Below are 20,263 nucleotides of genomic sequence, written 5' to 3' on the forward strand. Positions count from 1 at the left end.
AAGCACCTCGCTCTATGCTTCGAAAACCGCCGGAATATGGATTTTGAAGGTTGTGCCGTCCTTCCCGGTGGCTACGTTTATATTTCCATTACAGGCCGTAATTATCGCATGCGCGATCGGCAACCCCAGCCCCCAGTTTTCGCCTTCGGCCTGTGTCGTAACAAAAGGCTCAAAGACTTTATCCAGAATTTCTTCGCTGATGCCAGGACCATTGTCCGCGACCACTATTATTACCCCTTCTTCAAACCAGGTGCGGATCGTAATCCGTTTTTCCGGCTGCTCAACCTTATCAAGCGCCTGCATGGCATTCACCAATAGATTGACAAGCACCTCTTCCAAAGCTGTAGGCGGCACCTGGACAGTAGGCAGTTTTGAAGACAGCTCCTGGCGAATTTCTATTCCATGGTTCGTTATCTGCGTCCCGACCAAACCGAGCGACTGTTTAACCGCTTCATTCACGTTGCACGGCACTCTGGCGCTGTTGTCCCGACGGATGAAAGACCTCATTTGGTTGATGATGCTTGTTATACGGTCCGCCTGGCGGGAAATCTCCTCGACGACCCTTCGGATCTCGTCCGGATCGAAACGTCCGCCTTTGTGGAGCGAATAGAGAATGCCGCTGGACAATATCTTGATCGAATTCAACGGTTGGTTTATCTCGTGGGAAATACCCGCAGCCATAGACCCGAGCGACGATAGCTTTTCCACACGGGCCTGCGCTTCCTTTGCCTCGATAATAGCCTTATTCTTGAGCAACAATTCCGTAGTCTTCTCGTTGACCTGTTTGGTCAGCCACGCTTGACGTATCCAAACACCGTTGACCATTACCAGCAGCAGTAAGGTCACGATACTGCCGCTGGCCCAGATGATGCCGCGAACGTAGTAGTTATTATCCGGCAACCCCCGCCAGCCAACGGTGGCATCCCACTGCGCATTCCCAACCGGAATGCTAGCCTTCCGAACCAGGATTTCCTCCGCGGCGGGGACTGGCCCCTTCTCCCAGAAGGCTCTTCCCTCGGGGGCGGCAATCCTTATATAGTACTGTTCTCCATCAATACCCAAATTGTACATCGCCTGGTCAAAAATTGCTCCGATGTCAAAGTGAACTTCGGCAAAACCGATAAGAACGTCACCACGGTAGATCGGGTCAACAGCGATGCTGATCAATCGCCCCTGGGTATTGAACGGTTCCGCGATCGCCATCTTTCGCGGCCCGCTTGCCGTGGCCAAAGCGCGTAACCGCCCCGGTCGGCTGTCGTTCTCTATCCCCTGCTGCCCGGCCGTAAAATGCGCGTACAGCGTCTCGCCGTTTTCACGCGCAAAGCCGAAGTAGGTCACAGTTGGATAATACCTGTTTGCTTCGCAGGCATAATTATCGAAAGCTTCCCGGTCCGGCAAATCGCGGCGAGCGTTCAGAAATGCTTTTAAATCCCCGGTTGCCGTAAGGTCCGTAAGACTATGCATAACAAGCCCCTGGAACTTCTCCGTAAGCACCTCCAGATTACGCTCGTGGCGAATATACTCATTGCGGGTATACAACCGGTCCAAGGCGGCAGTGGCCATAAGTCCTGCAAACAGAATAACAAGCAAAATTAGTAACCGCTTCACGTTTCCTCCCTCAGTCAACGGGCCTGGGGTTAACTTCGCCGACAGCGAAACTATCTCCTTTCACCGGGTAACGACTACTTTCCCTTCATGTTGGCAAGCGCGGTTTCTCTCTCCTGCGCAACGGCTTTTCTTATTAGCGAGTATAGCTTATGTTCGGTATCTCTGACGATATCGTCGGTCAAGCGGTTAACTACTTCCTCCGTGGCAAGTGCCAGTTGGGACCTTACCATTTCAGCGACTTTTTCCCTTGCGATCATCAAATACCACTCCCCATGAATTACTTAAGTGTCAACGCCGGACATAACGCCTGATAATAATAATCAAGCCTGACCTGCGTTGCTTGCTGAACCTGATAATAATTGCAGTATCTCGTTGCCTTGTCCCAGGAGGAGCACATATCGCAATCCTGAATCATATAACCTTCAAGCCGGGCTTGCCGAGCTATCCTGAACTGCGCCCCAAGCAGAAATTCCAGTTTTCCCAGGTTAAACAACTCCGTCTTTGCCAACAATGAACCATACCTTGCTGCCACCATCAGCGAGACTTCGAGAAGGACCTGTTCAACAATTTCGTCCGGCACTTGGGAAGTATCAGTCATTTACTAGCCTCCTTTCGATAGTTGACGGCAAGCAGATAGAAAAGCAAAAAACGTGCCACACCGGAGAGTCGGCATAATTGCGGGTATGGCCTGCTTTTCAGGAAGGGGAAATGTTAGCGGGCCTTCCAAAATTGCATTTCAGTGCAATTATTGTCAACGAAATTTGCATTAATCAATTACATGCCCGTCGTCGATAGGCTCGTTAGCACCATCCCTTGCTCCATGGAAATACAGTATGTTGTTCCTGAGGGCAGAGTCCAGAGGAACGCCGTACGGCTTGCCATCCGGGTCGGCAAGCGTAGAGCAGCGTACTCTTGTTTGCCATAAGCGTCTGTCTTCAACTTCCGCCAATGCCCAAACATTTTGTCTCATACTTACACCCCAAGAAAAACATTGTTAAGATTTCTATTAGCCGGGATAGAAAGGCGGCAGCCGAAACGGATTCCGGCTGCCGCACTCAAATACAAGTTTTCTACGTAATGTACGTATTTGCCGTACACACCGCGGGCCTAGATATTTCAGGGCCTTCAGCTTCGCGGCAGATGACTGACGTACTACCAACATCATAAAATGCAGACCGAAGGGCAACCGCACCCCCACCGTCGAAGAAGGTCGCGTCTGCGCCCTCAACTGGCTCGATGAAGAACTCGCCCTCGTCAAGCCCAAAGTCATCGTCGCCCTCGGCAGCGTCGCCCTAAAATACCTCATGGGCCCCGACGCCCGCATCACCAAAGACCGCGGCCGCTGGTTCGACACAAAATACGGCATCCCCGCCATCGCCACCTACCACCCCGCCTACCTCCTGCGCCTCACCGGCTCCGACCAGGTCAAAGCCAAATGGGAAGTCTTCTACGACCTCAAAGCAGCGGTGGAGAAATGCCGTGAACTGGAGCCGGGGTACGAACTGGCGTCAGCAGAGAAGCCCGACCTTCTGGCGATGTACGAAAGCAGGCGGCAAGAGCGGCGCCAAGGCCGATAAGGTTGAATGTAGCGGAGCGCCGTTTTTCCAGCGGGAAAAGGAACCAGGAGACTCGTTATGCAACCGGCCGCGGAATGAATAAGTCCCCTCGTGGTAGATGGATTTCAACCAAAAGTAAAACGCTTCCGCAAAGATGCGGAAGCTTTAAATATCTGTGTGTGGAAATGCGGTCTAGGCTGCCCGTGCCCATTTAATTGAAGATCTGCTGCTGATCGGAAGGCATTTCGGGCAGTTTTTCCTCAGGCTTTTTGCACAGACGGGAAAGGATGATGCCTGCTTCGTAGAGACCTAGCATGGGGACAGCGAGCAGGATCTGGGAGACGACGTCGGGCGACGGCGTAAGGGCACCGGCCACGATGAATATCAGTACAATAGCGTAGCGCCGCTTGCTCCGCAGCGTGTCGGCGTCGAGCAGGCCGAGGGAGGCGAGCAGCATTATGACAAGCGGCATCTCAAACATCAGCCCGAAAGCAATTATGCAGCTCAGCACGAAAGATACGAAGCGGCCGGCCGACAGCAGGGGCTGCATCTCTAAGGTGGCGAAGCCGAGGAGGAAATCAATGCCTATCGGCAGGACGGCGAAGTAGCAGAAAGCAGCGCCGATAATAAACAGGGCGAAGCCGGCCAGGGTAAGCAACAAATGGCCATACCGTGAAAAATCCCTAACCCGGCCTCTGAACACGCCGATTGCCAGGTACATGAAAGCCGGCAGGCTCAATGACAAACCAATGGCGAACGATACCTTCAGTTTCGTGACAAATGCCTCGGTGGGACTGATGAAGATGACCTGGCGAACCATCCTAAACATATAGCGCATGACATCGTCGGCGAAAAACCAGCCGACGCAGGTGGCAAGCCCCAGCAGGGCGGCGAGGACAAGGAGGCGCCGCCGCAGCTTGATCGTGATCTGGGCGAGCAGGGTGTAGATGTCGCTGGTTTCCATGCGAATGCCCCCTTTCAGGCGCTTATCTGCGCGGACTGGTCGGCAGCACCGCTCTTGTCCGCCTGTCTGTTGAGGACCGGGCAGGCGGCAATGCAGGAATAACAGCTTGTGCACTCGGCGCCGGGAACCGACAGCGAGCTTGCCTTGGCGTCCAGCAAGTCGCGTATCGGCTGCGGCGCCCGTTCGTATTGCCCGGGGCGGTCGAGGAGATCGGGGACGCCGTATTCTATCAGAGCCTGGAGCACCGCCGGGTCGATTTTCAGCCGCTCGTGCCCCTGGCGCGGCGAATTATCCATCGCGCAGGCCTGCTCGCAGCGGTTGCAGCCCGCGCAGGCGGCGAACGGCAGACGGATCTTGGCCAGCCGGAAGCGCGAAAATAGAGCCAGCAAAGCGCCGATGGGGCAAAGAATCTTGCACCAGAACCGCCTGTTGACGGTCTCCAGACTGAGGATGAGGGGCACGGCCGCCGTCTCCAGCCCGAGGTTGACCCCCTGCAGGCCGGCGGTGCGGCAGGTTGTGCCAACCGGGCAGATCGCGCAGAACGCCGGGGAACGGAAGATGCCCGCCGTCAGCAGCACGCCGCCGAGGATGCCGTATTTGAGAGCCTTGTTGTCCGGGTGCAGGGCGGGGACATCGGCGCGGGCGGCGCGGCAGCGGGCCAGCGGTTTGCGCAGCCAGTCGGTCAGGGCGCCGAACGGGCAGATCCAGCCGCAAAACACCCGTCCGAGAAGCAGGGTAAGACCGATGAGCAGCAGGCCGGAGACGATGGCGCCCACGAGCATTTCCCTCGCTCCAAGGGTAAGCTGCAGCACGCCCAACGGGCAGGAGAGGTAATAATTACCGCCAAGGCTTACCGAGCAGAACGTGCCGACAAGCAAGACGGCCAGGAGCAGGAAAAAGACGATTTGGCTGGCAGTCCGGGCGATTTTCAGTTGCCGAGGTTTCATCCTTCTCACCCTTTCCCAACAGGTTACTGCCTGCCGCCCTTGGCGGCGCAGATGCAGCGCAGCATCTCGGCGGCGGCCCGGCTGTCGTCCAGGCCCAGTTCCACCGGCGCGAAGTTGCCTACCCGGGCGGCGGGGTCTTGCTCGGGCATATGGGCACGCGTGGCGACGGCCCAGGTATATTCTCCTTCGCTGCAGCCCAGTTTGACGCGCAGGGGTGAACTCAGCGTCCGGTCAGCCCCGGTAAGGAAGCGGTCGATGGCGAAGGCCGCCGCTTTGCCGCTGCCCACCGCCTTGACAACGGAGTTGAGAGCGCCGGCGCAGTCGCCGGCGGCGAAAACGCCGGGCAGGCTGGTGGCATGGCCGTCCGGGCAGGCGATGAATGATTTGGTGCAGGCAAGGCCGCTGCCCTTTAGGCCGTCTAACTCCGCCATCTGGCCAATGGCGACTATGACCGCGTCGTACTCCTCCTCCTTGCCCGCTTCCCGGAGCGGCGCCGGCGGCCAGCGCCGCCCCAGGACATCGTAAGGCCCGGGCTTTATTGCCGTGCAGAGGGCACCGGCAACGCGGCCGGCGCCGCTGAAGGCGAGCGGGACCGCGAGGACGCTGATCCTGACGCCCTCGTCCTCGGCAGCTTGTATCTCACCCGGCGAGGCCGGCATTTCGAACCTGTCCTCGACACACATCATGACGACGTGCTCCGCGCCCAGGCGCCTGGCGGTGCGGGCCACGTCGACGGCTACATTGCCGCCGCCGACGACGAGCACCCGCCGGCCGACCTCCGCCGCGCCGGTGTCCGCCACCTGATGCAGGAAGTCGAGGGCGGAGATCACGCCGGACAGGTCTTCGCCCGGTATGCCCAGGCCGCGGCTTTTGCCGTTGCCCAGAGCGAGCAGCACGGCGTCGTATTCTTCCCGCAGCCGGGAAAGGGTTATGTCCCGGCCCAGGTCGCAGCCGCCGCGGATTTCCACGCCCAGGGCGGCGATGGCCGCTATCTCGGCCTCCACCGTTGCCCGCGGCAGCCGGTAGGCCGGGATGCCGTAGGTCATCATCCCCCCCGGCTTGGGGTTGCGGTCGTAGACGACGACCTTGTGGCCCAGCCTCGCGAGGAAATGGGCGGCTGCGAGGCCGGCCGGCCCGGCGCCGGCGACGGCCACCTTTTTGCCGGACTTGGTGCCGGGTCTGAGGGTATCGTGGGTCAGGGCCTTGCCGAGCCCGCCGGCGGCCCTGGCGGCCTTCTCGCCGGCGTAACGGTGCAGGCTCTGCGAGTAGATGGCATCGTCGAAATTGAGCCGCTTGCAGTTCTTCTGGCAGGGGGGGGCCTCGCACACATGGCCGCAGGTCAGGAAGAAGGGGTTGTCATGCCGCCCCAGGGCCACGGCGTCGATGTACCGGCCCAACTGAGTCAAGGCGATGGTGCCCGGCAGGTCGACGTCGGCGGGGCAGGCGTTGTTGCAGGGGCTCAGCATGAGCTCTGCGCAGATGCTGGCCCGGCAGCGGCCGGCGGCATGCTCGGCGAATTCCTCCCGCCAGTGGCTTAGGGCGCTGGCCAGAGGCCTGAGGGCGCTGCATTGGTCGGGGCAGGCCGGATTAATGACTCCCGTCAGCCTTTCAAGCTCAGCCAGGTCGGCGGCGCTCCCCAGGGGCGTGCACAGCCTGGCGAGTAGACGGACGCCGGCGGCCAAGGCGCCGCGACAGGAAAGGCAACCCCCGTAGCCGGCCTGGGCCGTGTCGTTATAGGCAAGCAGCAGGCGGACAAAGTTGACCAGGCAACTGCCGCTGTCGACGACCATCAGTTCCGCGGACGAAGTCAGCGGGGCGGCAAGCTCGTCCGCCGCGGCAAAATGTCCCTGCGCGCCGCCGACGAGGACGGCGCGCAGCGAGAACCGGCTGTCGGCCAGGCCGCCTGCGTGGGCGAAGATGGCGTCAAGCAGGTTTTCTCCCCCCTTCGCCGTATACGTCCCCGGCTTTTTCACCTGTCCCTTGACCGTGACCCTGATATCAGCCTGAGCCATGTTCAGCATCACTCCTTTTGGCTTTTGCGCCCGCCTCTGACCAGCTTCGCCAGCAGCACGGCGCCCTCGAAGAGCAGGAAAATTGGCACCGCCAGTAAAAGCTGGACGGTAAGATCGCCGCCCGGGGAGAAAAACAGCGTCAACCCTGTGAGGACCGCGGCCAGCAGCTTGCGCTGGCTGCTGACGAGGGCGGGCGGGATAAGGTCGGTCTTTAAGAGAATAAAAAGAAACAAGGGCAGTTGAAAAACGAGGCCGCCGTAAATGATGAAGGCGAGGACGAAGGAGAGGTACTCCTCGGCGGCGATAAAAGGCGTCATCTCGGTGGTGGAGAAGCTCATGAGGAAAACCATCACCACAGGCAGGACCACGAACAGGGCGTAGCTTACCCCTACGGCGAACATGACGGTTGCCGCCACGCCGGCCGCCACAGCCAGCCGTTTCTCCCCCTCGCGCAGGCCGGGAGCCACGAACCAGGCGGCGCTGGCCACCGTCACGGGAAAAGAAAGGATAAGGCCGATGGTCACCGCCAGGCGGAGCTGCAGGTAGAAGCCGTCGAGCGGCCCGAAAAAGACCATCTGCACGCCAGGCAGCACCGACTTCAGGGCGGCGAAGAATGCCGGGGCCATGAAATAGCCGGCGGCTGTGGCTGCGGCCAGGGCGGCGAGGGCGGCGATGATGGCCCGGCGCAATTCGGTCAGGTGCTCTACCAGGCTAAGGCGGGTGTTGTCCACAGCGTCACCGCCCCAGAAGTTTATCGAGCAGCGATTTCGAGGCAACGAGGACGTAGCTGTGGCCGGCTTCGTAGCGGACACCGGCCTCGCGCAATCGCGCCTCGGCGGCGGCGAGGTCCCGGATGGCGCATTTCAGGGCCACGCCGCAGTTGGGGCTTATATCTTTCGGCCCGGGGATAAGCTCCACCGCCAGGCCGGCCCGTGTCAGCACCTTTTCCGCCTGGACGGCGTGCTGGGATGAGAAAAAGGTGACGATACCGCACGGCTCGCTCAAGGCGCTCACCTCGCCATTTCGGCTATCTGGCCCAGGGCGCTTACCACCAGGCCGATTTCTTCCCTGGTCGTGAACTGGCTGACGCTGAACCGCACCGTCCCCTGGGGGAAGGTGCCGATCGTCCTGTGGGCGGCCGGAGCGCAGTGCAGGCCCGTCCGGGTCAGGATGCCGAACGCCCGGTCGAGGGCCAGCCCCACTTCCGAGCAGACCAGTCCGTCGTAGTTGAGGGACACCACACCGGCGTTGTCCGCCGCGTCCGTCGGCCCGTAAACGGTGATACCGGGGATGGAGGCCGCCCCTTTGACGAGCGCGGCGACGAGGTCCTGCTTGTGGGCTGCGATCTTGTCGACCCCGGTCGCCGCCAGTTCGGCCACCGCGGCCCCCAGGCCGGCGATGCCGACGGCGTTGAGGGTACCGCTTTCCAGGCGGTCAGGCAGGAAGTCCGGCTGGTATTCGGCCTCGGATAAGCTGCCGGTGCCGCCGTACAGCAACGGCGGCAGCTCGACCGCGGGGGACAGCGCCAGCCCGCCTGTGCCCTGCGGCCCGCCCAGTCCCTTGTGGCCAGTGAAGGCGAGTAGATCGATGTTGTCGGCCTGCATGTCGATGGGCACGCAGCCGGCCGTCTGGGCGGCGTCGACAGCGAACGGCACCCTGCATTCCCGCGCGATGCGGCCGAGCGCGGCGACCGGCATGATGGCGCCGGTGACGTTGGAGGCATGGGTCGCGATAATCAGCCTGGTGTTCCGTGTGACAGCCCTTTTAACGCCGTCCGGGTCTGTCATCCCCGTGCGGTCGCACGGCACCACCGTAAGGGCGGCTCCCAGCGACTCCAACCTGCGCAGCGGCCGCATGACGGCGTTGTGCTCCATGCCGGTGGTAACGACATGGTCGCCTGCTCCGAGCAGGCCGAAGATGATCATATTTAACGCCTCGGTGGCGTTCTTGGCGAAAACCACCCGGTCGGGCGACGCGGCGTTGAACAGCCGGCTCAGGCCTTCGCGGGCCGCGAATACTACGCGGGCGGCTTCGATCGACATGCTGTGCCCAGACCGGCCGGGATTGCCACCGGCCGTTGCCAGATAATCCTGCATGGCGGCGAGCACGGCCGGGTGTTTGGGCCAGGAGGTCGCCGCGTTGTCCAGGTAGATAGCCATGGTCATTCACCCTCTATGCTTTCGCGGTCGAGAAGGCCGGACGCCTGGCCCCCGCCGCCGTGACCTTAATGGCTACCGGCTTGACGGGACAGGCTTTGACGCAGGTGTAGCAGCCGGTGCACTTTGCCGGGTCGACGGCCACAAGGCGTTTGCCGGGCACCTTGCTGATAGCGCCGGCCGGACAGGGTTTTATGCACTTGTCGCAGCCCACGCACTCCTTTTCGAGAATGACGGCGGTGCCCATCTTGGCCTCGGCGGCCGGTATTCTTGCCAACGCCCCCGAGGGGCAACGCGCGGTGCATTTCATGCACAGCGTACAACCGTCCGCCAGCAGCGGCGTGGCCACATTGCTCCAGCCGGTGCCGAGATGGGCCGAAGCGATCGCCTTTTCCGGGCAGGTGTCGAGACACTGGTGACAGCGCAGGCAGATGTGCCGGAAATCGCTCTCCGCCACCGCGCCGGGCGGCCTGACGAGCCCGGCCTCGGCGGGAAGGAGGCTGGCGGAACCGAACGCCGCGACCGTCACGGCGGCGGCGCCGGTCATCTTGATGAAAGTACGACGGGAATAAGGCATGATAGTCACCGCCTATTGCAATAATTTATTGATAAGCGGGAATATAAGATAGTTATAGACGAGCGCGCCGGCGTAAAAGCCGAGAAGGTAGACACCGGCGCTCCTGTTGCCTGATGCGGCCATTACATGCTGGCGCACGGGGCAGCCGTTGGCCACGGTGGACAGGTAGCCTATACCCAGACCGCAGGCGATGGACATAAGGGCGGCGTAGCTTACCATCAGGCCGCCGGGCAGCGAAACGCCGCGGAAGGGCACTTCGGTGGCACGTTTTATGGCCAGCAGCACCTCGTCGGGGATGACGCAGGCGGCAAATATATAGAACTCCCTGGCGGCGTCGACCGCCGCGGCCGTCCTGCCCGCGCGGTCGTACCAGGGGTAGCCGGGCGTTTCGCCGCCCATGGCCTGGGCGAGCGGGAAAAACAGCGCCGCTGTCGCGAGGAAGGCGACAAGGCCTTTGAGCAGGGCGGTGTCGCGCACGAGGATATAATCACGCAGGCCGCCGATGAAGCACATCCGCGACCGCTGGGCCATGTAGCCGATTATGAACCCGAAAATGAGGCTGATGAAAGCCGGCAGCATCATCCAGCCCTCCTGCGCATCACGAATGTGGCCGCAGCCACGCCGAGGAGCACGAAAACCGCGCCGGTTGCGCCGATGGGGTCGCCGTAGGCGGCGCGGAGCAGCAGCCTTGTCGGGCAGCCCATAATCAGCAGCCCTAGAATCATTACACCCATCCCGCAGAAAAAGGCAGTGAAGCGGGGCTCGATCCATTGATCTCGGTATTCGCCGTGCTCAGCCGCCGCATAGCGGGCGCCGAGGAAAACGCCGAGCACTGTCAGCAGCGGCCAGGCAGAGCTGGCCTCGGCCACCTGGACAGGCAGGCCGGTCAGCGCGCCGGTCAGCCACACGACGAAATCGCGGCCGTGACAGACGATGCACAGTCCGTAAGCCGGTGGCGGCACCACCCATAGAAAGGCCTGGGCCACAACCGCCAGCGCGGCGGCGACCACGCCCATCATTACCGGCGTAACTCGTTCCATGAACGCCACTCCTCTAACATCGTTGTGCCAGTTGGCAAAACCAACTGGCACAACACGGCCGTCTTCTTACCTGAGACCTTGCACAACGGGCGCAAGGTCGCTCAAATCGAGTTCCTTCAGCTTGGCCTCGGTTGGCAGGCTGGTCTTGGTGTCCCAGCCGCGCTTCGTATAGTATTCGTCGAGAATCTGCTCCTGTTTTTCAGGCGGCAGGATAGCCCCCTTCTTGGGCCCCGCAGTGAAAGCTTCGGTGGTCATCCGCTTGGGCACGTAGTCGTCCACACGGCGGAAGCCTTCGCGGGCATTGAAGACCTTCTCCTGGTTCCAGATGCGGTCGGCCACGCGGAAGAAGGCCGCGTCGTCCAGCTTCCAGCCGGTGACGGTGTTGAGCGCCTTCTGGAACAGGGCGGTGCCGATGCCGTAATAGAGGAAACGGCAGATAACGACGGTGTCGCACATCGTGCGGCGCTGCTGTTCTTCGACCGTCGGCCCTACCTGATGGCAGGCGCCGCGGTTGGAGGTGCCGTAGACGATGGCGAAGCCGTGGTTGGCGGGGATGTTCCAGGCGGCGATCTCCTGGCCCTTGATATGCATGGCGAATTTGTCCGCATCCTTGCCGAACTTGGCGGCGGCTGCTTTGACGCCTTCGGCCAGGATGGCGCCGACGCCTTCGCGGTAGGCGATCTTCTTCTGCATGGCGATCATGCCCTCGACATTGCCCCACTTCATCTCGATGCCGTCAAGGTCGGCGCTGGTGACGACGCCCTTGTCGTACAGGTCCATGACGAAGGCCAGGACGTTGGCGACCGATATGCTGTCAAAGCCAAGATCGTCGGCCAGTTCGATAGATTTCATCATCCCGGCGACATCGGTGACCTGGCAGTTGGAACCGTGCATGGTGCCTGTCTCGTATTCCGGGCCTTCGGCGATGGTGCCCTTATACGGGCCGCTCGTCACCTGGCCGATCTTCATGCAGTGCAGCGGGCACTGGAAGCAGGAACGGTGCTTGACCCAGAATTCCTTCTCGGAAATGGGCGCGCCGATTTTTGCCCCCTGCAGGTCGGTGCCCTCCCGGAAGTTTTTCGTCGACTGGGTGCCGGCCTGGCTGGAGGCGAGCAGCATCGCCGCCGTGCCCCAGCGCCGCCATTGGTCGTAGCCGTTCCAGGTCTTCAGGGCGTTGAACATTTCCTTGCGGAGCGCGACCAGGCCTTCCATGTCGGCCACCGGCACGATGTTGGTGCCGCGGACGGCGATCGCCTTGAGGTTTTTCGAGCCCATCACGCAGCCGACCCCGGAGCGGCCGGCGGCCCGCGACGACTCGGTGATGATGCCCGCGTATTTCACCAGGTTTTCGCCCGCCGGGCCGATGTACATCGTGCGGAAGGTCGGCCCCAGCTCCTGGCTGAGCAGCAGATCGGTCTGGTTGGTGGATTTGCCCCACAGTTTGGCGGCGTCCCTGATCTCGACCTTGCTGTCGTCGATCACGATATAGGCGGGCTTCTCGCTCTTGCCGGTGATAATGATGCCGTCATAGCCGGCGAATTTTATTTCGGGGCCGATCTGGCCGCCCATACAGGAATAGGCGACTGTCGACGCCTTTGGATAGGACGAGGACGCCGGCGAGGTGTTGGCCGACTTGGTGCACACAACCAGCCGCGAAGGACCGGGCAGGATGGTGCCGGTGAGCGGCCCGGTGAATATCATCAGGGGGTTCTGCGGGCTGAGCGGGTCAAGGCCGGGGGTCTTCACCCTTTCCCACAGGTATCTTGCGCCCATTCCCCGGCCGCCGACAAACTTCTCGGCAATCTTCATGTCAGTGTCTATCGTTCCGACCTTTTTGCTTGTCAGATCGATTTCGAGGATTTTCCCCATGTATCCGTTCGCCATCTTCTCTCCCCCCCTTTACGCTCTATAGAGGCTTTTGGCCACAGCCCGGGCAATTTCGGCCGGCTTGGCGGCGAAGTATTTGCCGTCCTGGTAGACGGGCACTATGGACAGGGCGCCCTCCGGGCAGCCTTTGACGCAGCTCGGGTCGCCGCCGCACAGATCGCAGATGCCGACGATGACCTTTTCGTCCTTGCTTTTGCGGATAACGTCGGTCCGATCTTTGGCGCACGGCTCGATGCACGCCCAGCAGGCGATGCATTTCTTCTCGTCCACAAGCACCGCGCCGGTCGTCTTGTCTTTGCTCATGGCACCCACCTTCTCGGGGCAGGCCTTGATGCAGGGAGCGTCGCCGCACTTGGCGCACAGCGACGGAACATCCACCGGCGGGTTGAAGTAGTAGGTTCTGATCCGCGCCCGCGTGAGATCGAGCTTCTTGTCGTGGAAGAGCGCGCACTCTACCTCACAGTTTCGGCAGCCGGTGCACTTGGCGTAATCGACCGCTATGTAGCTAGGCACCTTGATCGGTTTTGCCGAAACCGCGCCGGGCTTGGCCGGAGCTGTCGCAGGGCCCCCCTTCATCGACACGCCTGTCACGGCGGCGCCGACCGCAGCGCCGGCCACCGCCCCGATGACGAACTCGCGCCGTGTGAAGAACATATACCTGTTATCTTGCTCGCCCTGGCCTTCCGGATTCTTCTCGTTTTCACTCATGGCTTATCCCCCTCCCTTTTGTGTAATCGGCTGACGGCACTCAAGTCAGCCATTCCCGTTTGCCGTGATTCAGTTCCGAGGCTATCTGTCCGGACGACCCTCCTCAGCCTCGTTGCCGGCCGGAATTCAAAACGATCCCATCTCCCCCCGTATGATTATTAAAGCACTTTGGTGACGGCGGCCTTCGCCCGGCCGGTAGCGTCACTCATTTACCCGGACACGGAATCTATATAAATACATTTATGGTTAAATTTGGTAATTATGCTGAGAGATATTCTTTATGCGTAAGAATATTCCTGCAATTATCCATGAGTACTTGCCCTATAAACCATATTAATTTGCGAAGGAGAGTATGCCATGACCGCTTGCCGGCCAACAATAAAAAACAAAGGCATCGCGTTTCCGCGATGCCTTTGTCGTGACTGTTGGAGATAAGCGGGATCGAACCGCTAAAACATGCTCCTTGATGAACTGATAAGTAAGGTCATTGTATATCCCGAGAGACTAGATACCAACTTGGTTTACAACCTGCGGCAGATAACTGACGTACTACCAACATCATAAAATGCCGCCCCAAAGGCAACCGCACTCCCACCGTCGAAGAAGAGCGCATCTGCGCCCTCCACTGGCTCGACGAAGAACTCGGCCTCGTCAAGCCCAAAGTAATCGTCGCCCTCTGCAGCGTGGCTCTGAAGTATCTGATGGGTCCCGACGCCCGCATCACCAAAGACCGCGGCCGCTGGTTCGACACAAAATACGGCATCCCCGCCATCGCCACCTACCACCCCGCCTACCTCCTGCGCCTCGCCAGCCAGGACCAGATAAGAGCGAAATGGGAAGTCTTCTACGACCTCAAAGCAGCGGTAGAGAAATGCCGTGAACTGGAGCCGGGGTACGAACTCGCCTCCCCCGAAAAGCCCGACCTGCTGGCCATGTACGAGAGCCGCAGGCAAGAGCGGCGAAAAGGCCGATAGAGTTGAGCTTACCCATTTTGACGCCGAGATTATATTTAGTTCTCTAACGCTCCCGGTCAAGTCGGAGCGTCGTTTTTTATACTATGTAGCCGACGTACATCCAAGGCGGGTGCTACATCATGGATTGGTCAGTCGCCCTTACCCGGCAGTAACAATGTTCTGCCTGGGTCTGGCGGTGGGGTTATTCATTTTCCCTTATCCGCTGAGGCTGAAATAGCCTCAGCTCACTTACCTATCAGCCTGTAGCCTACCCCCGACTCGGTAACGATGTATTTCGGCTGGGTCGGGTTTTCCTCTATCTTACGGCGCAGCTGGCTTATATAAACACGGATATAGTGGGTATCCTCGTTGAAGTTGCTTCCCCACACTAGCTTGAGTAGTTGCTTGTGGGTCAATACCTTCCCGGCATGCTGGGCAAGCGCCTTGATAATATCGTACTCAGTGGGGGTAAGCTTGATTTCCCGGGCATCGACCGTGACACGCCGCTGCGCGAGGTCGACGGCCAGATCGCCGCAATGTATAACAGGTTCGTCTTCCGAATGCGCCGCCCGGCGGAGCGAAACCCGCATCCTCGCCATAAGTTCGCCCACGCCGAAGGGCTTGGTGAGATAATCGTCAGCACCCGCGTCTAGGGTGTCGATTTTTTCTTGCTCCTGCTCGCGGGCAGTCAGAATGATGATTGGTACATCCGACCATTCCCTTATGCTTCTGACGACTTCCTTCCCGTCCGCATCGGGCAGACCGAGGTCAAGGATAATGATATCCGGCTTTATCGCCACAGCCTGAGAAACGCCGTCTAATCCCGCGGCAGCTTCATGCACGTCATATCCATGGGCAGCCAGTGATACTCGCAGAAGTTTGCGAATCTGCGGTTCGTCATCGATTACGAGAACCTTAAGGCCCTTCTCGATCATAGCTTCACCTGCTTTCCCCGGAATGCGACGGCAGGGAAAATGTTAGCGTCGTGCCGCCGCCGGCCCGGTTATTCACCCATATCTCTCCTCCGTGCGCCTCGATGATACCCTTGCATATGGACAACCCTAACCCTGTGCCACTGGCGCGGATAGCCCGATGCTGCACACGGTAAAACTTGTCGAATACCTTCGGGAGATCCTCGGCCGGTATACCCACCCCGCGGTCGGATACTGATACCATTATCCGGCCAGTCTCAGCTGTAACCGCGATTTCGATAGGTTTACCCCCAGGCGAATACTTATTGGCGTTGTCGACAAGATTGATCATTACCTGCTCCAGGAGTACGCTGTCCCCGCGCACAAGCGGCAGAGCCGGGGGACTATTGACGGTGATTGTCCTGTTGGAAAGCGAACTGCGCATCCTCCTGAGCGCTGTGCCGACGATATCTTCGATGTCGCACCACTCGTTCTTCAGCTTCATCATGCCGCTTTCCAGCCTTGCGGTATCCAGCAGGTTGGCGATGACGCGGTCCATCCGGTTGGCGCCGTCCCTGACAGTCTCCATGAGTTCCCGCCGGTCGTTCGCCGAATAGATGGTCTCCGACTCCAGAAGGGTGGATGCCGCCCCCATGATAGAGGCAAGCGGCGTACGCAGTTCGTGGGAAATTGAGTTGAATAGCGCGGTGCGCAGTTTGTCCGACTCGACGAACAGGGCCGCCTCACGGGCTTTTTCCGCCAGTATTACCCGTTCGATAGCCATGGCCGCCAGCCCCGCCCAAGCCTCCATCAGTTGACGGTGTTCAGGCGAGATCAGTTTTTCAACGATATGCAGGCCGATTACCCCGACGGTATTATCCCTGGTCGACAGTGGCAGATAAAGGTAGTTGGCGCCGGCCAGCGTTTCCGTCGAGCGGCCGGCTACTTTCCTATGCTCGAAGGCCCATGTAGCCACCGCCGCCTCGTTGCTGTCGGCAAGGGGCGCTCGGCTGAGGCCTTCCTCAGGCCATTCCGAACCAGGCTCAAGCTCAGCCCAAACCACCAAACGGCCTTCGTCATTGGGGAGCAGCACCAGAAATTTTCGTCCCAACGTATCAGCCGCCTGCACGGCTAGCTCCCGGACTACCGTTTCCAAGTCGACGACCGCAGCAATCCCTTTGCTGAACTTATAAAGGGCCGCAGTGCTCCGTTCTCTCTTCCGAGCCAGCGCAGCCTCGTTGCGGAGCAGTTCCGTCCGGCCGCCGATGACGAATGCGACAATCAGGAAAGTAATAAAACTCCATGCATATCGTATATCGTCGACAGTAAAGGTCAAAATCGGGGGAATAAAGAGAAAATCAAACAACAGAACGCTGGTTAAGGCTGTAAAATAGGACGGCCAACGGCCCCACCAATACGCGCTCATGGTTACAGGCAGTTGATAAAGAAGAGCGATATTGATCGTCTCGATACGCTCTATTAGCACCAGACCAACTACCGTTACCGCGAGGACCATCAGCAGGCTTGCTCCATACTGGCGCCAATCCGGGCGCTCGATTGACGACCTGGTAACTATAGCCGGCCTTTTCTCCTTCTCTTTGGCAGCTTGAATAACGTAGACGTTGATGCCGCCGCTTCGGCGGATAAGCTTATCGACAACCGACCCCCGGAATAATTCGACCAGCCGGCTGTGGCCGGGTTTGCCGACGACGATGGCCGTCACATTATGGGTACGGGCCGTCTCCAGCAGCTCGTCTACGATATTATCCGCATGGAGGCTAATCGTTTTGGCGCCAAGTTCTTCAGCCAGCTTCATATTATACGCGACTCTGTCGCGCTCCTCAGCTGTAGAGGGTATACGGCGCGCAGTCTCCACATGCACAGCCAGCCAGTCCGCCTGCAGACCGCCCGCCAGGCGATGAGCGGCCCGGATCAGTTGGGTTGAAAAGGGGCTGGCGCTCACGCATACCATGACCCGGCCGGCCGCCGGCCACGGCCCTTCGATACGCTGCTCCCGCATATAATCGCTGAGATTCTTATCGACCTGGCGAGCGGTATAACGGAGGGCAAGTTCCCGGAGGGCGTTGATGTTTCCGGGGCGGAAGAACTTTTTCAGAGCGCGATCAGCCTGCTCGGGAACGTATACCTTGCCCTCTTTCAGCCTTTCCAAAAGGTCCTCGGGCGGTATATCGACAAGCTGAATACTATCGGCGTCTTCAAGGATGTGATCGGGGACAGTCTCTCTGACGACAACGCCGGTGATTTGGGCAACTATGTCGTTCAAGCTTTCGAGGTGCTGGATATTCAGGGTGGTATATACATTAATTCCCGCGTTGAGGATTTCCTCGACATCCTGAAACCGCCGCGCGTGGCGCGACCCCATCACGTTAGTATGGGCAAGCTCGTCTACGAGCACTATTTCCGGCTTGCGCGACAGGATGGCGTCGGTGTCCATCTCATCGAGGCGCTTTTCCCGGTATTCGATTATCCGCGGCGGAATGCGTTCAAGACCGGCGAGCAGGCGCCCGGTGTCCTCGCGACCATAGGTTTCCGCCCAGCCGATGACGATATCCGTACCCGCCCGACGGCGTTCATGGGCAGTCTCCAGCATTGTGTAGGTTTTGCCTACACCTGCGGCGGCGCCGAGAAAAACAGTGAGCTTGCCACGCCCCTCCTTACTGCCTGTCTCCGGAAGAGCATCGGGGTCGGACCGGTCGTCTCTCCTTTTGCTTGTCGGCATATGGCACTCCTCCGGAAACACTCACTCGCCTCTGAAAAATTACATAAACCTTCGCGAGCTAATCGCAGTAATCCTTTTCAAAATGGTGTATACCCGTGCTGTCACCTACTAGGATTAGTGCATCCCCCTCCCGGAAAACTTCTTCAGGGCTGGGGGACAACAATATCCTTCCATTACGTCTGATCCCCAGTACCGTGATGCCGTATTTGGGGCGCAAATCCGAAGCCAGCAGGCTTATCCCTTGTAGGCTTGCCGGAACAGCCGTCTCCATCAGTCCGAGATCCTGGGCGACCTCAATATATTCGACCACGCCGGCGGCCATCAGGTTGTGGGCGATCCGTTTGCCCATATCCCGTTCGGGGAATACCACCTTGTCCGCGCCGATCTTCTCCAGCATCTTTCCGTGATGTTGGTTGTCGGCTTTAGCCACGATGTACTTGACCCCAATCTCTTTCAGCAGAAGGGTAGTGAGAACACTGGCCTGTACATCATGGCCGATGGCTACGACAACAACGTCGAAGTTCCGCAGGCCAAGAGCCTTGATGGCTTGTTCATCCGTCGTGTCGGCCGTAACGGCATGGGTGAATAGATCCGAATACTTCTGTACAATATCTTCGTTGGTATCGATTACGAGAACTTCGTTGCCTGCCTTCGCCAACGTGGCTGCAAGGCTGAGTCCAAACCTGCCAAGACCGATTACCGCGTATTGTTTTCTCATTTAGCACACCTATCCTATCAGCAGTTTTCCCTCGGGATACTGGATATTACCCGTGCGCTTTCGGAGAATCAGCGCCATTATGAGCGTTACGGTTCCTACTCTTCCGGCAAACATCGTTAAAATGATCAAAGCCTTGCCCACCGGCGAAAGCGTCGGCGTAATTCCTGTCGACAGACCGACCGTCCCGAAGGCCGAGAACACCTCGAACATCACCTTGATGAGCGGGGCATCTTCGGTAAAGGACATCAGCATGGATAAGACCAGTACCCAGCTCCAAGAGATCATCGCCAAAATGAAAGCTTTATTGACCGAGCCTTCCGGAATGCGGCGCCTGAATACTTCCGCGTCCTTGCGGCTCCGGAACGAGGCAGCCAGGGCGCAAAGAAGAACTGTGAATGTTGAGGTCTTTATGCCGCCGCCGGTGGAGGACGGTGATGCCCCGATGAACATTAAAAGCATTATAAAGAGCAGTGTCCCCTCACGTAAAGCCCCGGTGTCGATAGTATTGAAGCCCGCTGTCCGGGCAGTGATCGCCTTGAAGAGGCTGGCCATTATCATGACCCACGGCGGCAGTTGACCCAGCGTGTCGGGATTTGTATACTCGGCCAAAAATACAACGCTAGCCCCGCCGATAATAAGCAAAAGGCTGGTAAGGAGAACGATCTTGCTGTGGAGGGAAAGTCGTCTTGTCCGACGGTAATTCCATACATCGGCGATTACCGGGAACCCGATGCCGCCGATTATTATCAGCGCGGCGACCGTAGCGCTCACTGTTATGTCGTCGACATAGCTTGTTATACTTGTGTAGTTACCGAATAGGTCGAAGCCGGCGTTGCAGAAGGCGGAGACGGCATGCCAGAAGCCGAAGTAGACCCCCTGCGGCCCGAAGTCCTGATATAGCCTAAAAGCAAGGATGGAGCCGCCGATGAACTCGACAACCAGCGTAGTTTTGATAATTGTCAGCGTAAGCTTGACTACCCCGGAAAGGTCGAGCTGATTGGTGGCTTCCTGAATCAGCAGTCTTTCGCGCAGATTGATTTTTTTACCGGCTGCGACAGCCAGCAAGGTGGTCACGGTCATAACCCCCAGACCGCCGACCTGGATGAGGGTGAGTATGACCATCTGGCCGAAAACCGAATAATGCGTACCCGTATCCACCACCACAAGGCCGGTGACGCAAACCGCCGAGGTGGCGGTAAACAGCGCGTCGATGAATTTCAGGCTCTTTCCGGGCTGCAGCGCCAGCGGCGTCATCAGCAGCAGCGCGCCGGCCAGAATGAGTCCGGCAAAACCCAAAACCAGCATCTGGTATGTCGACATCCGCCATCGGGCGGGGTCAATAAATCGGGGTATAGTGTAAGCAAAATTCACAGTCTCCGCTCCTAATCTTATCTTTAGTAGAACGCTGAGGTCTGGATACTCATTCGCCGCCGTCGGGAACTTGGCGCAAGTTGATCACGCCCAGCACCCGCCCCCCTCGGACACA

20 protein-coding genes are annotated in these 20,263 nt (G+C 59.3%); 2 read left to right on the forward strand and 18 right to left on the reverse strand.

Annotation, left to right across the window (positions count from 1 at the left end; genetic code table 11):
• Nucleotides 1-12: 12 nt before the first annotated feature.
• From RIN56_16145 to RIN56_16155, 3 genes are all read right to left on the reverse strand, one after another.
• Nucleotides 13-1,608, reverse strand: coding sequence for an ATP-binding protein (locus tag RIN56_16145; protein MDR7868330.1), 1,596 nt, complete (start codon nt 1,606-1,608; stop codon nt 13-15).
• Nucleotides 1,609-1,682: 74 nt separating this feature from the next.
• The gene (locus RIN56_16150) at nt 1,683-1,865 is read right to left on the reverse strand and encodes a hypothetical protein (GenBank protein ID MDR7868331.1); all 183 of its coding nucleotides are present in this window, start codon (nt 1,863-1,865) and stop codon (nt 1,683-1,685) included.
• 20 nt (nt 1,866-1,885) lie between these two features.
• Nucleotides 1,886-2,206 (reverse strand): hypothetical protein, encoded by a 321-nt coding sequence (locus tag RIN56_16155; GenBank protein MDR7868332.1) that lies wholly within the window; start codon nt 2,204-2,206, stop codon nt 1,886-1,888.
• A gap of 565 nt (nt 2,207-2,771) precedes the next feature.
• On the opposite strand from RIN56_16155, the gene RIN56_16160 reads away from it, so the two are divergent.
• Nucleotides 2,772-3,185, forward strand: a complete 414-nt coding sequence (locus tag RIN56_16160; GenBank protein MDR7868333.1) for a uracil-DNA glycosylase — start codon at nt 2,772-2,774, stop codon at nt 3,183-3,185.
• 190 nt (nt 3,186-3,375) lie between these two features.
• On the opposite strand, the gene tatC is transcribed toward RIN56_16160, so the two are convergent.
• The 11 genes from tatC to RIN56_16215 all read right to left on the reverse strand — a co-directional run bounded on the left by tatC (nt 3,376) and on the right by RIN56_16215 (nt 13,455).
• Nucleotides 3,376-4,128 carry a twin-arginine translocase subunit TatC gene (tatC, locus tag RIN56_16165; protein MDR7868334.1) on the reverse strand — a complete coding sequence of 251 codons (753 nt, stop codon included), beginning with the start codon at nt 4,126-4,128 and terminating at the stop codon, nt 3,376-3,378.
• 14 nt (nt 4,129-4,142) lie between these two features.
• On the reverse strand, nt 4,143-5,075 hold the full coding sequence (locus RIN56_16170) for a 4Fe-4S binding protein (protein ID MDR7868335.1): 933 nt from the start codon (nt 5,073-5,075) through the stop codon (nt 4,143-4,145).
• Between the two features lie 23 nt (nt 5,076-5,098).
• Nucleotides 5,099-7,096 (reverse strand): FAD-dependent oxidoreductase, encoded by a 1,998-nt coding sequence (locus RIN56_16175; protein ID MDR7868336.1) that lies wholly within the window; start codon nt 7,094-7,096, stop codon nt 5,099-5,101.
• Nucleotides 7,096-7,818, reverse strand: coding sequence for a twin-arginine translocase subunit TatC (locus tag RIN56_16180; GenBank protein ID MDR7868337.1), 723 nt, complete (start codon nt 7,816-7,818; stop codon nt 7,096-7,098). The genes RIN56_16175 and RIN56_16180 overlap by 1 nt, the downstream gene beginning before the upstream one ends.
• 4 nt (nt 7,819-7,822) lie before the next feature.
• Nucleotides 7,823-8,101, reverse strand: coding sequence for a DUF3343 domain-containing protein (locus tag RIN56_16185; protein ID MDR7868338.1), 279 nt, complete (start codon nt 8,099-8,101; stop codon nt 7,823-7,825).
• Nucleotides 8,098-9,246 carry an aminotransferase class V-fold PLP-dependent enzyme gene (locus RIN56_16190; protein MDR7868339.1) on the reverse strand — a complete coding sequence of 383 codons (1,149 nt, stop codon included), beginning with the start codon at nt 9,244-9,246 and terminating at the stop codon, nt 8,098-8,100. Before RIN56_16190 ends, RIN56_16185 begins: the two co-directional genes overlap by 4 nt.
• 13 nt (nt 9,247-9,259) lie before the next feature.
• Complete coding sequence (locus tag RIN56_16195; protein ID MDR7868340.1) at nt 9,260-9,820, reverse strand: 4Fe-4S dicluster-binding protein; 561 nt, start codon at nt 9,818-9,820, stop codon at nt 9,260-9,262.
• A gap of 12 nt (nt 9,821-9,832) precedes the next feature.
• Nucleotides 9,833-10,402, reverse strand: a complete 570-nt coding sequence (locus RIN56_16200) for a hypothetical protein (GenBank protein ID MDR7868341.1) — start codon at nt 10,400-10,402, stop codon at nt 9,833-9,835.
• Complete coding sequence (locus RIN56_16205; GenBank protein MDR7868342.1) at nt 10,399-10,860, reverse strand: hypothetical protein; 462 nt, start codon at nt 10,858-10,860, stop codon at nt 10,399-10,401. The genes RIN56_16200 and RIN56_16205 overlap by 4 nt, the downstream gene beginning before the upstream one ends.
• A 66-nt stretch (nt 10,861-10,926) precedes the next feature.
• A complete protein-coding gene (locus RIN56_16210; protein ID MDR7868343.1) occupies nt 10,927-12,744 on the reverse strand; it encodes an aldehyde ferredoxin oxidoreductase family protein in 1,818 nt (605 codons plus the stop codon).
• A 15-nt stretch (nt 12,745-12,759) separates the two neighbouring features.
• Nucleotides 12,760-13,455 carry a 4Fe-4S dicluster domain-containing protein gene (locus tag RIN56_16215; protein MDR7868344.1) on the reverse strand — a complete coding sequence of 232 codons (696 nt, stop codon included), beginning with the start codon at nt 13,453-13,455 and terminating at the stop codon, nt 12,760-12,762.
• A gap of 560 nt (nt 13,456-14,015) precedes the next feature.
• Here RIN56_16215 and RIN56_16220 point away from each other — a divergent pair.
• Nucleotides 14,016-14,429: a uracil-DNA glycosylase gene (locus RIN56_16220; GenBank protein ID MDR7868345.1), complete on the forward strand. Its 414-nt coding sequence runs from the start codon at nt 14,016-14,018 to the stop codon at nt 14,427-14,429.
• 224 nt (nt 14,430-14,653) lie between these two features.
• Here RIN56_16220 and RIN56_16225 read toward each other — a convergent pair whose 3' ends face one another.
• The 4 genes from RIN56_16225 to RIN56_16240 are packed head-to-tail and all read right to left on the reverse strand — an operon-like array spanning nt 14,654 to nt 20,082.
• A complete protein-coding gene (locus RIN56_16225) occupies nt 14,654-15,343 on the reverse strand; it encodes a response regulator (protein MDR7868346.1) in 690 nt (229 codons plus the stop codon).
• Nucleotides 15,344-15,347: 4 nt separating this feature from the next.
• On the reverse strand, nt 15,348-18,059 hold the full coding sequence (locus RIN56_16230) for a sensor histidine kinase KdpD (GenBank protein MDR7868347.1): 2,712 nt from the start codon (nt 18,057-18,059) through the stop codon (nt 15,348-15,350).
• A gap of 58 nt (nt 18,060-18,117) precedes the next feature.
• Nucleotides 18,118-18,777 carry a TrkA family potassium uptake protein gene (locus RIN56_16235; protein MDR7868348.1) on the reverse strand — a complete coding sequence of 220 codons (660 nt, stop codon included), beginning with the start codon at nt 18,775-18,777 and terminating at the stop codon, nt 18,118-18,120.
• Nucleotides 18,778-18,786: 9 nt separating this feature from the next.
• Nucleotides 18,787-20,082, reverse strand: a complete 1,296-nt coding sequence (locus RIN56_16240; GenBank protein ID MDR7868349.1) for a TrkH family potassium uptake protein — start codon at nt 20,080-20,082, stop codon at nt 18,787-18,789.
• Nucleotides 20,083-20,263: the final 181 nt, after the last annotated feature.

It is taken from the genome of Sporomusaceae bacterium, assembly GCA_031460455.1.
Lineage (GTDB): Bacteria > Bacillota > Negativicutes > Sporomusales > UBA7701 > Anaeroselena.

What these genes read in the sequence shown, in the direction of transcription:
- tatC (MDR7868334.1), bottom strand. Translation starts at nt 4,128, where the DNA reads ATGGAAACCAGCGACATCTACACCCTGCTCGCCCAGATCACGATCAAG.
- RIN56_16240 (MDR7868349.1), bottom strand. Translation starts at nt 20,082, where the DNA reads ATGCTGGTTTTGGGTTTTGCCGGACTCATTCTGGCCGGCGCGCTGCTG.
- RIN56_16205 (MDR7868342.1), bottom strand. Translation starts at nt 10,860, where the DNA reads ATGGAACGAGTTACGCCGGTAATGATGGGCGTGGTCGCCGCCGCGCTG.
- RIN56_16200 (MDR7868341.1), bottom strand. Translation starts at nt 10,402, where the DNA reads ATGATGCTGCCGGCTTTCATCAGCCTCATTTTCGGGTTCATAATCGGC.
- RIN56_16190 (MDR7868339.1), bottom strand. Translation starts at nt 9,246, where the DNA reads ATGGCTATCTACCTGGACAACGCGGCGACCTCCTGGCCCAAACACCCG.
- RIN56_16175 (MDR7868336.1), bottom strand. Translation starts at nt 7,096, where the DNA reads ATGCTGAACATGGCTCAGGCTGATATCAGGGTCACGGTCAAGGGACAG.
- RIN56_16170 (MDR7868335.1), bottom strand. Translation starts at nt 5,075, where the DNA reads ATGAAACCTCGGCAACTGAAAATCGCCCGGACTGCCAGCCAAATCGTC.
- RIN56_16215 (MDR7868344.1), bottom strand. Translation starts at nt 13,455, where the DNA reads ATGAGTGAAAACGAGAAGAATCCGGAAGGCCAGGGCGAGCAAGATAAC.
- RIN56_16155 (MDR7868332.1), bottom strand. Translation starts at nt 2,206, where the DNA reads ATGACTGATACTTCCCAAGTGCCGGACGAAATTGTTGAACAGGTCCTT.
- RIN56_16235 (MDR7868348.1), bottom strand. Translation starts at nt 18,777, where the DNA reads ATGAGAAAACAATACGCGGTAATCGGTCTTGGCAGGTTTGGACTCAGC.
- RIN56_16225 (MDR7868346.1), bottom strand. Translation starts at nt 15,343, where the DNA reads ATGATCGAGAAGGGCCTTAAGGTTCTCGTAATCGATGACGAACCGCAG.
- RIN56_16195 (MDR7868340.1), bottom strand. Translation starts at nt 9,820, where the DNA reads ATGCCTTATTCCCGTCGTACTTTCATCAAGATGACCGGCGCCGCCGCC.
- RIN56_16210 (MDR7868343.1), bottom strand. Translation starts at nt 12,744, where the DNA reads ATGGCGAACGGATACATGGGGAAAATCCTCGAAATCGATCTGACAAGC.
- RIN56_16230 (MDR7868347.1), bottom strand. Translation starts at nt 18,059, where the DNA reads ATGCCGACAAGCAAAAGGAGAGACGACCGGTCCGACCCCGATGCTCTT.
- RIN56_16150 (MDR7868331.1), bottom strand. Translation starts at nt 1,865, where the DNA reads ATGATCGCAAGGGAAAAAGTCGCTGAAATGGTAAGGTCCCAACTGGCA.